This is a genomic window from Citricoccus zhacaiensis (assembly GCF_014645315.1).
In the GTDB taxonomy this organism is placed as follows: domain Bacteria; phylum Actinomycetota; class Actinomycetes; order Actinomycetales; family Micrococcaceae; genus Citricoccus; species Citricoccus zhacaiensis.
The window spans coordinates 586401-598889 of sequence record NZ_BMLQ01000001.1 but is presented as its reverse complement, the minus strand read 5'-3'; the positions used below and the strand labels follow the sequence as shown (position 1 = coordinate 598889).

The 12489-nt window shown below is 69.7% G+C and carries 10 protein-coding genes; 6 read left to right on the top strand and 4 right to left on the bottom strand.

The genetic code is table 11. The annotated features are described in order from the left end of the window. Window positions 1–555 carry a metallopeptidase family protein gene (locus IEX49_RS02595; protein ID WP_188803837.1) on the bottom strand — a complete coding sequence of 185 codons (555 nt, stop codon included), beginning with the start codon at window positions 553–555 and terminating at the stop codon, window positions 1–3. Window positions 556–708: 153 nt separating this feature from the next. On the opposite strand from IEX49_RS02595, the gene IEX49_RS02590 reads away from it, so the two are divergent. Together IEX49_RS02590 and ahcY are read left to right on the top strand one after the other, a co-directional pair. Continuing rightward, window positions 709–1140: a DUF3499 domain-containing protein gene (locus tag IEX49_RS02590; RefSeq protein WP_373286668.1), complete on the top strand. Its 432-nt coding sequence runs from the start codon at window positions 709–711 to the stop codon at window positions 1138–1140. Window positions 1141–1225: 85 nt separating this feature from the next. Then, entirely contained in the window at window positions 1226–2779 is a 1554-nt protein-coding gene (ahcY, locus tag IEX49_RS02585; RefSeq protein WP_188803833.1) for an adenosylhomocysteinase, read from the top strand. Between the two features lie 3 nt (window positions 2780–2782). On the opposite strand, the gene IEX49_RS02580 is transcribed toward ahcY, so the two are convergent. Beyond that, on the bottom strand, window positions 2783–3631 hold the full coding sequence (locus tag IEX49_RS02580; RefSeq protein WP_229672102.1) for an RDD family protein: 849 nt from the start codon (window positions 3629–3631) through the stop codon (window positions 2783–2785). A 49-nt stretch (window positions 3632–3680) separates the two neighbouring features. On the opposite strand from IEX49_RS02580, the gene IEX49_RS02575 reads away from it, so the two are divergent. Beyond that, a complete protein-coding gene (locus IEX49_RS02575) occupies window positions 3681–4673 on the top strand; it encodes a stage II sporulation protein M (RefSeq protein WP_159549397.1) in 993 nt (330 codons plus the stop codon). Window positions 4674–4784: 111 nt separating this feature from the next. Next, window positions 4785–6215 carry a TIGR01906 family membrane protein gene (locus IEX49_RS16700; protein WP_229672101.1) on the top strand — a complete coding sequence of 477 codons (1431 nt, stop codon included), beginning with the start codon at window positions 4785–4787 and terminating at the stop codon, window positions 6213–6215. 89 nt (window positions 6216–6304) lie between these two features. Here the strand turns inward: IEX49_RS16700 and IEX49_RS02565 are convergent, their stop codons facing one another. Continuing rightward, window positions 6305–8119: an AMP-dependent synthetase/ligase gene (locus tag IEX49_RS02565; protein ID WP_188804236.1), complete on the bottom strand. Its 1815-nt coding sequence runs from the start codon at window positions 8117–8119 to the stop codon at window positions 6305–6307. Between the two features lie 32 nt (window positions 8120–8151). Then, a complete protein-coding gene (locus tag IEX49_RS02560) occupies window positions 8152–9732 on the bottom strand; it encodes a dolichyl-phosphate-mannose--protein mannosyltransferase (RefSeq protein ID WP_229672100.1) in 1581 nt (526 codons plus the stop codon). A 361-nt stretch (window positions 9733–10093) separates the two neighbouring features. Between IEX49_RS02560 and IEX49_RS02555 the strand changes: the two genes are divergently transcribed. Then, a complete protein-coding gene (locus tag IEX49_RS02555) occupies window positions 10094–11440 on the top strand; it encodes a hemolysin family protein (protein WP_188803831.1) in 1347 nt (448 codons plus the stop codon). After that, window positions 11440–12477 (top strand): hemolysin family protein, encoded by a 1038-nt coding sequence (locus IEX49_RS02550; RefSeq protein WP_188803829.1) that lies wholly within the window; start codon window positions 11440–11442, stop codon window positions 12475–12477. The genes IEX49_RS02555 and IEX49_RS02550 overlap by 1 nt, the downstream gene beginning before the upstream one ends. Window positions 12478–12489: the final 12 nt, after the last annotated feature.

Here is a 12489-nt window from a genome sequence, read left to right as displayed (position 1 = left end):
CTACCAGTGGAAGTCCGGGTCCACGGCCTCGGGTGCCAGGCCGGTCAGCTCGGCCCACTGCTCCACGACCGCCCCGTAGACGAGGTCGGGCAGCAGGGCCGGAGCCGGGCAGCGGGCCTCGAGTGGGCGCCGGTGGATGGTGATGACAGCCGTGCCCTGGGCATCGCGGCGAGTGGAGCCGGTGGGATCGTCCACGAGTTCTGCACCCCAGACCCGCACCAACTCCAGGCGGTTCTCCAGGTCCTCGGGGACCATCGTCATGCGGAAGCGGGCCTGTTCCACGGCGGGGCCGCAGACCTCGGCCAGCCGGGACACCGCGGCAGCCAGATGGTCGGAGAAGGCCTCGTTGCGGCTGCGGGCGCCGGGCAGCCCCGGCGGCAACAGCGGTCCGCGCAGGCCCCGTCCACGGCGGTCCCGGCGGGGCGACCGGGAGACGGTTCCTGACGTGGTTCCTGACGTGGATCCTGACGAGCGGGGTGTGCGGGCTTCGCCCGAATCCTGCCCCATGCCCCGTGCCACGCCGTGTTCCACGGCAACGGGTTCGAAGGAAGTCATGACTCGATGCTAGACCCCGCAGGGGTGGGCCGGTACCGGACAGAGGCAGGCCTTAGGCCGTGGGCGAGCCGGGACGCCGCCGGACACGCGTCCCGGCCGTGCAGTGCACGGCTTCCGGGGCCCAGCGCGGTAGGGTGGTCTGCCGTGGGATCGATGCGACAGTGCTCCAAGACCAGCTGCCAATCTGCGGCTCTGGCAACGCTGACGTACAACTATGCCGATTCCACCGTGGTCCTGGGCCCCATGTCCCGGTTGGCCGAACCCCACACCTATGACCTGTGCGAGAAGCACGCCCGCAGCATGACCGCGCCGAAGGGCTGGGAGCTGCTGCGCATCCAGCCGCCCGAGGGTTCCGAACGCCCGGCTCCGGAGGAGCCGGACGACCTGTTGGCCCTGGCCCACGCGGTCCGTGAGCCGGCCGTCCGCAGCGAGCCGGCCCGTCCGGCGTCGTCCTCGGCGCCCTCGGTGGGACGCCGCGGCACCACTCCCGACGCCGGCCCCCGCCCGGAGATGACCGGTTCCGTCAACGGTGACGCCCCCGCCCGCCCGGGCCGGCCCACGTTGCGCCTGCTGCGCGATTCCTGATTTCCCTTCCGGCGAGCCCGGGAACAGCGCCATCCGGGGAAACCTCCGTGCTGGTGGGGACGTGGTCTGCCTTAGGCTGGGGTCCATGACTGAGAACCCTGCCGACAGCGCTCCAAGCCCTGCCACCGACCCGGGTTACGCCAATCGCGTCACCGTTCCCGGGGCCACCTTCGACTTCGCCGTCCGGGATCTCTCCCTGGCCGAGGCCGGCCGCCACCAGATCCGCCTGGCCGAGCACGAGATGCCCGGCCTGATGTCCCTGCGCCGGGAGTTCGGTGAGGCCCAGCCGCTCAAGGGTGCCCGGATCGCCGGCTCCCTCCACATGACGGTGCAGACCGCCGTTCTGATCGAGACGCTGGTGGCCCTCGGCGCTCAGGTTCGTTGGGCGTCCTGCAATATCTTCTCCACCCAGGACGAGGCGGCCGCCGCGATCGTGGTCGGCACTGGCACCCCGGAGAAGCCCCAGGGCGTCCCGGTCTTCGCCTGGAAGAACGAGACCCTCACCGACTACTGGTGGACCGCCTCCCAGATCCTCCTCTGGCCCGGAGCGGACCAGGATCCGGAGCTGGGCCCGAACATGATCCTCGACGACGGCGGGGATGCCACCCTGTTGCTCCACAAGGGCGTCGAGTTCGAGGCCGCTGGCGCCGTGCCGAGTCCCACGGCGGACGATCCCGAGGAGTACCAGGTCATCCTCGAGACCCTGAGGGCGTCGCTCGCCACGGACGGCCAGCGCTTCACGCGGATCGCCCAGGGCATCCGCGGTGTCACCGAGGAGACCACCACCGGGGTGCTCCGCCTCTACCAGCTGGCCGAGACGGGTCAGCTGATGTTCCCGGCCATCAACGTGAACGACTCGGTCACCAAGTCGAAGTTCGACAACAAGTACGGCATCCGCCACTCCCTGCCGGACGGCATCATGCGCGGCACGGACGTGCTGATCGGCGGCAAGACGGCGGTCGTCTGCGGCTACGGTGACGTCGGCAAGGGCGCCGCCGAGGCATTCCGCGGCCAGGGGGCCCGCGTGGTCGTCACCGAGGTGGACCCGATCAACGCCCTGCAGGCCGCCATGGACGGGTTCCAGGTGGTCCGCCTGGACGAGGTGGTCTCCTCCGGGGACATCTTCATCACGACCACGGGCGGCAAGGACATCATCATGGCCGAGGACATGGCCCGGATGAAGGACAAGGCGATCGTCGGCAACGTCGGCCACTTCGACAACGAACTGGACATGGCCGGCCTGGCCAAGACCCCCGGCATCACCAAGACCGAGATCAAGCCGCAGGTCCACGAGTGGACGTTCGACTCCGGCACCGCGGACGAGCGCTCGATCATCGTGCTGTCCGAGGGGCGCCTGCTGAACCTGGGGAACGCCACCGGCCATCCGTCCTTCGTGATGAGTGCCTCCTTCACCAACCAGGTGATGGCCCAGATGGAGCTCTTCGCCCGCCACGGGTCCATCACCGGCGTGGAGTACGAGAAGCAGGTGTACGTGCTGCCGAAGGTCCTGGACGAGAAGGTCGCCCGCCTCCACCTGGACGCCCTCGGCGCCCACCTGACCGAGCTGTCCAAGAGCCAGGCCGAGTACCTCGGGGTGGACGTGGCCGGCCCGTACAAGGCGGACCACTACCGCTACTGACGGTCAGGAGAACGGCAGGGAGTGCAGGCGCTCGGCGGCGGCGTCCGCCCTCTCCTGCTGGCGGCTCAGCATCCGGAAGTCGCGGTTGCGCCGCTCGGCCACCACGGCCAGCAGGAAGTCCTCCATGAGCACGCCGGCTGGCGGACCGGGGGCCACGAAAGGGGCCACCTGGGCCGCCAGGCGGCCTGCGGTCTGGTGACGGACCGCCGGCGGGACGGAGCGGGCATTGCGCAGGAACTGCGTCACGGAGGCGACCAGGGCGTCCGGGAGGCGGCCGACGTCGGCCACCTCGGCCCACGGCCGCATCGATTCGGGAACGCCGGGCAACGGCGGAGGGACGGCGCGCTGGCGCTCGACGACGACCTGGCTACCGGCGACCATGTCCGCCAGGCGCTTGCCGCGTTCGTTCAGCATGGACGCGATGAGCGCCACGGAACCGAACGTCATCCACAACTCCATGATCCCGACCAGGACGCGGACCAGACTGTGCCGCAGACGGATGGCGCCGCCGTCGTCCCGTACCACGCGGGTGCCGAAGACGAGCTTGCCCAGTGAACGGCCCCGGCTGAGGGCCTCGACGGCCAGCGGGACGCCCACGAGCATGCCGACGACGAGGGCCAGCACCGTGGCCTGGGCCGCGGCCGGGTCCAGTTCCTCGAGGATCGTCTGGGCCAGGACCCAGACCACCCCGAGGAAGACCAGCACGAGGGCGATGGCGTCGATGAGGGCGCCGGCGGCGCGGACCACGAAGGACGCGGGCCGCAATTGCAGCACCACCGCCTCGCCGGTGACCACCGTCGTGCTCATGAACAACCCCCTGATCCGGTCCCGCAACTGTGCCGAACGGGTCATGCGGCCCGTCGTGTGCCCCGCCCAGCGTAGCGGCCGGTAGCCTGAAGTCGTGGATCTGGACGCCTACACCTCGGTACATCGCCCCACGTGGGAGCGGTTGGACTCGTTGGCGCGCACCCGCCGCCTCGACGCCGGGCAGGCCGACGAGCTGCTCGAGCTCTACGGCCGGGCCTCCACCCACCTGTCCGTGGTGCAGGCCCATGACCCGGACGGACCGCAGGCCGCCGGGCTGTCCATGGTGCTGGCCCGGGCCCGCAACCGGATCACGGGGGCGCCCTCCAACGCCTCCGCCGGCTTCTCCCGCTTCTTCCTCGAACAGCTGCCCGCCGCGTTCTACCGGATCCGCTGGCTCACGGTGCTCCTGGGGGCGGCCTTCTGCCTCGTAGCGGTCTGGTTCGGATTCTGGGTGAACGGCGAACCCGAGGTGCTCGCCTCCCTGGGCACCGAGGAGCAGATGCGCGAGTACGCCGAGGAGCAGTTCACCGGCTACTACTCCGAGAACCCGGCCGCGTCCTTCGCCGGGCAGGTGTGGACCAACAACGCCTGGATCGCCGCGCAGGAGGTGGCCTTCGGCATCACCGGCTACTTCGTGCCCTACGTGCTCTTCGTCAATGCGCAGGGCGTCGGGATCTCCGGCGGGGTCATGGCCGCCCACGGCGAGCTGGACACGTTCTTCCTGTACATCCTCCCGCACGGGTTCATGGAGCTCACGGCGATCTTCATCGCGGGTGCCGCAGGGCTGCGGATCTTCTGGGCCTGGGTGGCTCCGGGGCAGCGGACCCGGCTCGATTCGCTGGCCTCGGAGGGCCGCTCGCTGTTCACGGTGGCCGCCGGGCTGGTCCTCGTGCTGGCCGTGTCCGGTGTGGTGGAGGGCTTCGTCACCCCGTCCGGGCTGCCGCATTGGCTGCGCCTGGGCATCGGCCTGCTCGTACTGGCCGGCTACTGGGCCTACACGCTGATCCTCGGCCGCCGGGCCGTCGCCGCCGGCGCCACCGGGGACCTCGAGGCGCACGACGCCGGCGCCCGCCAACTGACTGCGTGAGCCCGCCTGAGTGCGCCGAGGGCGCGCGGGCGTGGCCGAAACCGTCACGGGCCGCAGCGGCACTAGTCTCTGAAGGAAACGTCTCATCACGCGCGAACAGAAGGCAGGACGATGGCTGGCAAGGACAGGTCACAGGACGGCACGAACGCCTCCTCCGGCATGAACGGGGACCGGGACGGGCGTGCAGCGGAACACGCGGATAGCCATGAGTTCGAGAGCGGTCTGGACTACGCGGCGTTCATGGAGGACGACGACGTGGACACCTCTGATCCAACCGCCGAGGTGAGTCCTGAGACCGCACCGGTGACCTCGGACGCCCTGGACTCCGGAGACGGCGGCTCGCACCGTGCGTATCCGGGCGCCCAGGCGACCGAGGCCATCGACCGCGCCGAACACCGTGCGGATCCGGGAACCCAGTCGACACAGTCGATCGACCGGGCCGAGCTGGATGCCTGGGCCGCCGGTGACACCGCGGCGCGGGACCGCCCGGCCGCCCGAGCCCGTGGTGAGAGGGGCGGACTCCCGCCGGAGTCCGTGACCGCCACCGCCACGCCGGAGCCCGAAGCCGGCTCCGGCCGGGCCGGAACGGGCACCCTGTGGGACGATGGCGCCGTGGCCGGCTCGCCCGCCGCCGGCTCGTCCGCCGCTCGCACGGGAGCGGCCGCGGGGACGCCCGTCACGGCGGCCCAGTCCGCCCAAGACGACTACCGGGGCTTCGCCAGCGGAGCACACGCAGCGGACGCCGAGGACCGGCGTCGGGACCTGCGTGGTGCCGAGGCGCGTGCCGCGGCCCGGGACGAGGCGCTGGAAGGCCCCTCGACCGCACCCAAGGTGCTGCAGGTGCTGTTGGCGATCTTCTTCCCGATCGTCGTGCTGATCGCCGCCGTCCGCGCCGTGGCCTCCCCACTCTTCCTGTGGATCGAGTACCACCGTCCCGGCTTCCCGGCCGACGAGTTGGGCTTCACCACCGAGGACCGGTTGACCTACGGTTCCGCCGGCATGGACTTCCTCTTCAACGCCGCACCGCCCCGGTACCTGGGCGATCTGACACATCAAGGCAACCAGCTGTTCACGGACACCGAGGTCTCCCACATGGCGGACGTCAAGCTCGTCATGCTCATCAGCATGGCTGTCGGCGCCGTCCTGGGACTGCTGTGCATCGTCTTCATGATCGTTCTGGCCCGCACCGCCAAGGGGGGCATCCGCCGCTCGCTGTTCGCCGGATCCGTCTGGATGCTCGTGGTGCTGATCGCCCTGGCCGTGCTGGCAGTGCTTGGCTGGGAGCAGTTCTTCGCGACCTTCCACAGCCTGTTCTTCGCGGATGGCACCTGGACCTTCCAGGCCACGGACGCCCTGATCCGGCTCTATCCGAACCAGTTCTGGATGGACGCCGGGATCGGCATCGCCGCTCTGGTGTTGGTCACCCTCATCGTGACCCTGATCTGCACGTGGCCCACCCGCCGCCGCCGGCACGAGTCCCGCCTGGCGCAGATGGACCTGATCCAGCGCCGCAACGACTGGTACGACGCCCAGGAGGCCTGACCCCGAGAACACGAGAGCGGTAACTGTCGACTCCACCGGGGAGTCTCGACAGTTACCGCTCTCGTGATGGAGGGGATGAAGGCGAGGGGTTACTTGCGGTACAGCTCCTCGATGGCGCCCGCGTAGTCGGTGATGACCACGTTGCGCTGCAACTTCAGGGACGGGGTGAGGTGGCCGGACTCCTCGGTCAGCTCGGTGTCCAGGATGGTGAACTTCCGGATGGACTCGGCCTGGGAGACCGATTCGTTGGCCAAGTCCACGGCCTTCTGCACCTCGGCCCGCAGCCCCTCGTGGGCGCTGGCCTCGGCCAGGGAGAGGGGTGAAAGGCCTTGGGCCTTGGCCCACTGGGCCAGCCCGTCCGCGTCCAGGGTGACGAGGGCGCCCACGAAGGGACGGCCGTCGCCCACCACGACCACCTGGGAGACCACACCGGCAGAGCGGATGGTCTCCTCGAGAGGAGTCGGGTAGACGTTCTTGCCGCCGGCGGTGACGATGATCTCCTTCTTGCGGCCGGTGACATAGAGGTAGCCGTCCGCGTCCAGGCGGCCGATGTCCCCGGTCCGGAAGAAGCCGTCCTCATCCAGCGCCGCGGCGGACGCTTCGGGCTGACCGTGATAGCCGTCGAAGACGATGGTGCCCCGGATGAGGATCTCCTGGTCCTCGGCGATGCGGACGGTGGTCCCCGGCACCGGCAGTCCCACGGAGCCGATGCGCGTGTGGCCGGGGATGTTGAGGGTGGCGGGGGCGGTGGTCTCGGTCAGGCCGTACCCTTCCTGCATCCCCAGTCCGGCGCCGCGGAAGAAGTGGGCCAGCTCGGGGTTCAGGGCGCTCGCCCCGGAAACGGTGTACTTCGTCGAGCCGCCGAGGATCCGGCGGATCTTCGGGTAGACGAGCTTGTCGAACAGTGCGTGCCGGGCCCTCAGCAGGGCACCGGGCCCGTTGCCCTCACCCCGGGCCTCGGCGTCCTGGGCCTCCGAGTACTGGATCGCGGTGGCGCGGGCGGCCGCGAAGATCTTCGCGGTGCCGCCCTCGTGTGCGGCGGCGGCAGCGCCGGCGTCGAGCTTCTCGAACACGCGCGGCACGGCCAGCAGCCACGTGGGGTGGAAGGAGGAGAGGTCCGTGGTCAGGGTCTTCAGGTCCGAGGCGTGGGCGATCTGGATCCCGCCGACCAGGCAGATGTACTGCACGGCATGGGCCAGCACGTGCGCCAGCGGCAGGAACATCAGGGTGCGCTGCTCGCCGCCGCCCACGATCCCCTGGGCGAAGGGGAGGATGTTGGCGGCCCCCACAGCGAAGTTCGCGTGCGTGATCCGGGCGCCCTTGGGCTTGCCGGTGGTGCCGGAGGTGTAGACGAGGGAGGCGATGTCGGCCAGGCAGTTCGCGGACCGGGCCGCCTCGAGCGCCTCGTCCGTCACGTCCCGGCCCGCGCGGCCCAGCTCGGCCAGCCCGGCGGCGTCGAGTGGGACCACGGAGACCTCGAAGCCGCCCTGTGCCGCGGCGCGCTCCACGGCGGTGCGGTGCCGGGCGGCGGCGGTGAAGACCAGCCGGGCCCCGGAGTCGGCGAGAATGTGCTGCACCTGCATCGGTGAGGACGTCTCGTAGACGGGGACGGACACGGCACCGGCGAACCAGATCGCCTGGTCGATCACGGCCCACTCATAGGAGGTGGGCGCCATGATGCCCACCATGGATTTCGGCTCCACGCCGAGGGCGATGAGGCCCTTGGCGGCAGCCCTCACCTGGTCGAGGAAGGAGGCGTATGAGACGTCCAGCCATCCGCCGGCCCCATTGCGCACGGCGTAGGCCGGGGCGTGGGGTCGTTCGGCCGCCACGGCCAGGAACCGGTCCGTCACGTTGGTCTCGGCGGGGAGGTCGGCGACCTGGTCCGTCTGGGCTTCCTGCATCATGGGACTCAGCCTATCCGTTGAGGTCGGACTCAGATCCAGCTGCTCATCCACATCCGCAGCCGCCACTGCTCATAGGGGATCATCTCGCCGGTCCAGACCGGCATGAAGAATGCGCTGGCGGCCACGGCCACCGCCACGAACGCCAGGACCAGCACCGTGTTCCGGCGGCGGTTGGCGTGGCCGCCGAAGCGCATCAGGGCCCCGAGGCACAGGGTGAGCGCGAGGATGAGGAAGGGCGTGTAGGCGATCGTGTAGAAGAAGAACATGGTCCTCTCCGGCCAGAGGAACCAGACGAGCTGGCCGGCCGCGTAGACCCCGAGGAAGGCTCCGGCCCGCCAGTCGCGGCGGCCCAGCCACAGGAACACCAGGGCCAGCACGGCCAGGGTTCCCGCCCACCAGATGACGGGGTTCGCCAGATCGGTGATGGCAGCGGAACAGGTGTCCACCGGGCAGCCGTTCGCGCCGTCGTCGTAGCCCTCGTAGTAGAAGGAGGTGGGACGGCCCATGAACGGCCACGTCCAAGGGTTAGAGGCGTAGTCATGTCCGGAGGACAGGCCCCCGTGGAACTGGGTGGACTGCCGGTGGTAGTCGCCCAGCGAGCGCAGCGGGCCGGGGACGAGATGCTCCCACCAGGACTGCGGGGGATGGGTGGTGTGCCATTGCCGGTTGTAGCCGTTGCCGGTCACGAGCCAGCCGGTCCAGGTGGCCAGATAGGTCGCCGCGCCCACGCCGACGACGGCGACGAAGGCGTAGAGCCCGTCATGCGTGACGCCGGCGCGGACCCAGTGGCGGATGCCCGCCACGCGCCGGGCGTTCATGTCCCACAGCACGGTCATCAGCCCGAAGACGGCCATGAAGGCCAGGCCGGAGAGCTTCACCCCGCAGGCCGCACCCAGGAGGACCCCGGCCACCAGGCGCCACGGGCGCCATCCCAGCCACGGCCCGTACTTCAACAGGGACGACGGCGGCGCCCCACCCTGGCGTGCAGCCGCGGCCGCGAGCCGCTCGGCCAGACGGCGCCTGCCGTCCGCGCGGTCCAGCAGCAGCGCGCCGAAGGCGGCCAGGACGAAGAAGGAGAGGAAGATGTCCAGCAGCCCGGTGCGGGACATCACGAGGTGGTGTCCCTCCACGGCCAGCAGCAGGCCGGCGATGCCGCCGAGGAAGACCGAACGGAAGAGCCGTTGGGCGATCAGGGCGGTCAGCAGCACGGACAGGGTGCCGGCCACCGCCGCGGAGAAGCGCCAGCCGGTGCCGTTGTCCGCACCGAACACGGCCATGCCGAGGGCGATCAGCCACTTGCCCAGCGGGGGGTGCACCACGTACTCGGGAGTGTTCTCCGGTTGCGGGTTTCCGGCTGCGAACTGCTCGTTGTGGTCCTCCGGCCAGTTCATCTCCACGCCGGACTGCAGCAGGGTGAAGGCGTCCTTGACGTAGTAGGTCTCGTCGAAGATCAGCTGGTGGGGATGGTCCAAGCGGATCAGGCGCAGGACGCCGGCCAGGACGGTGACGGCCAGCGGGACGATCCAGCCCCAGTGGCCCGGGTGGAAGCGCTCGCCGAGCAGCCGAAGCCGCAGGGCGGCGTCCGTGTAGGCGTCCGCGGGGGTGCTCAACCATCGGGGTGAGGACGTGGCAGGCGCTGGAGGCGCCGGCTGCACCGACTGCGCTGTGGGGGTGGACTGAAGCACCCTGCCATCGTACGTGCAGGCGGGGGCGGTGTCGGGGGCCTTCGGGGTCCGATCCGCCGGCCCCTGAAGGTCGCTCTTATGGGCCGCTCCTGTCCGCCGCCTCGTCCATTTGCGCTGGAACCGCCACGCTGACATGATTTTGTCATTCCGCGGCCGACGGCCGTGGATTTTTCTGACTTCTTGAGAGGAAACTGATGTCTACTCCCGGTGACAGTCCGGGGCACAGTCCTTGCCTCCCGCTGACACGAGCGCATGCGCTCACAACGTGCGGTGGGGGGTGTAGTCATTGGAAATAGTCTCGATCCTGATCGGCCTCGTGCTGATCATCGCCTGCGGCCTCTTCGTGGCTGCGGAGTTCGCCCTGATCACGGTCAACAAGAACGACGTCCGTGAAGCCGTCGCCCGAGGGGATCAGAAGGCCGCGGGTGTGCTGAAGGGCATGAACACCCTGTCCACGCAGCTCTCCGGAGCTCAGTTGGGCATCACCCTGACCAACCTGGGCATCGGGTTCCTGGCCGAACCGGCCATCGCCGCCCTGGTGGTCGGCCCCCTGACGGACGCCGGCCTGGCCGAACCACTGGCACGCTCGGTCTCCGTGGCCCTCGCCCTGGTCCTGGCCACCGTCCTGACCATGGTGTTCGGCGAGCTGGTGCCCAAGAACCTGGCCATCGCCCGTCCGCTGGCGACCGCACGGGCCGTCGTCGGCTTCCAGCGGGGTTTCAGTACCGTCACCAAGCCCCTGCTGACGTTCTTCAACGGCACAGCCAACCGGATCGTGCGACTGCTCGGCATCGAGCCCCAGGAGGAACTCGCCTCGGCCCGTTCTCCGGAGGAACTCACGGTGCTGGTGCGGCACTCGGCCCGGCAGGGCGTACTTCCGGCGGACACCGCCGAGCTCATCCAGCGGTCCTTCGCCTTCGGCACCCGCCGCGCCCACGACTCGATGACCCCGAGCACCCGGATGACCACCCTGGCACCGGGCAGCAGTGTCCAGGACCTGCTGCAGGTGGCTGCCACGACCGGCCACTCGCGGTTCCCCGTGATGGAGCCGGGCTCATCGGCCGTCGAGGGCCTGGTCCACATTCGCCGTGGTCTGGCTGTTCCCTTCGCGGACCGGGCCTCCACGCCGGTCTCGGACGTGATGGAGACGCCCACCCTGATGCCGGACACGATCGAGCTGGACAACCTGATGGACACCCTGCGTGCCGGTGGCCTGCAGATGGCCGTCCTGATGGACGAGACCGGGGACGTGGCCGGCCTGATCACCCTCGAGGACCTCGTGGAGGAACTCGTGGGGGAGGTGGTCGATGAACACGATCCTGACGACCTCACCAGTGTGCGGCTGCCACATGGTGCCTGGGCGCTCGACGGCGCACTGCGCCCGGACGAGGTCAGCGAACTGCTGGGACACCTCATCGCAGAGGACGCCGAGTATGACACCATCGCCGGCCTGCTCACCCTGCACCTCGGCCGCATCGCCACCGTGGGAGACAGCGTCGAGCTGGAAACCGAGTCCGCCCACGGCTATCCGGCCGCCCGGGTGACCTTCTCGGTGGAGGCCATGGACGGGGCGCGCATCGCCCGCATCCAGGCCACCGCAACGCCCCTCGAGTCCCAGGAGGATGATCGCTAGTGGATACCGTCGGAATTGCCCTGACCGTCGTGCTGCTCGCCGCGAACTTCTTCTTCGTGGGTGCCGAGTTCTCCCTCATCGCGGCGCGCCGCAGCATCGTGGAGCCGAAGGCCGAGGAGGGCGGACGCGGAGCCAAGATGACCCTGTGGGCCATCGAGAACGTCTCGCTGATGATGGCCGGGGCACAGTTGGGGATCACGGTGTGCTCCCTGGCCCTGGGCTACGTCACCAAGCCCATGATCGTCTACGCCCTGCAGGGGCCCTTTGAGGCCTGGGGGATACCGGCGACGATGATCGACACCATCGCGTACATCATCGCGTACGCCCTGGTGACCTACCTCCACGTGGTGCTCGGCGAGATGGTGCCCAAGAACATCGCCCTGGCCGGGCCCGAGCGCATGGCCTTCATCCTGGGCCCGGCGCTGGTCGTCGTCGTGCGTGCTCTGCAGCCGCTGCTGTGGACCATGAACGCGATGGGCAACGGCATCCTGCGCCTGTTCAAGGTGGAGCCCAAGAACGAGGTCGCGAGCACCTTCACCCGGGACGAGGTGGCCGGGTTGGTGGGCGAGTCCCGCGAGGGCGGGCTGCTGGACCACCAGGACGAGCGGCTGCTGCTCGGTGCCCTCACCTTCGAGGAACGCTCGGTTCAGAGCATCGTGATTCCGTTGCACGAGGTCGTCACCCTGCCAGCCGGGTGCACGCCGGAGCAGATCGAGAAGGTCGCGGCGAACGGCTACTCACGGTTCCCCGTCCAGGCGGAGGACGGGAGCCTGAACGGGTACATCCACGTCAAGGACCTGCTGGGACTGGACCCGGCGGCGCGTACCGTGCCGGTGCCGGACCGTCTGGTGCGGCAGCTGCCGCGTCTGCACGTGGAGGACCACCTGCAATCGTCCCTGCGCCGCATGCAGCGCGACGGGGCGCACCTCGCCCTGGCCGTGGACGAGTCCGGGCACCCTTACGGCGTCGTGACCCTCGAGGACATGCTGGAGGAACTCGTCGGTCAGATCCGTGATGACAGCCGTGCCACCCGGTAGATCCCGGGTGGC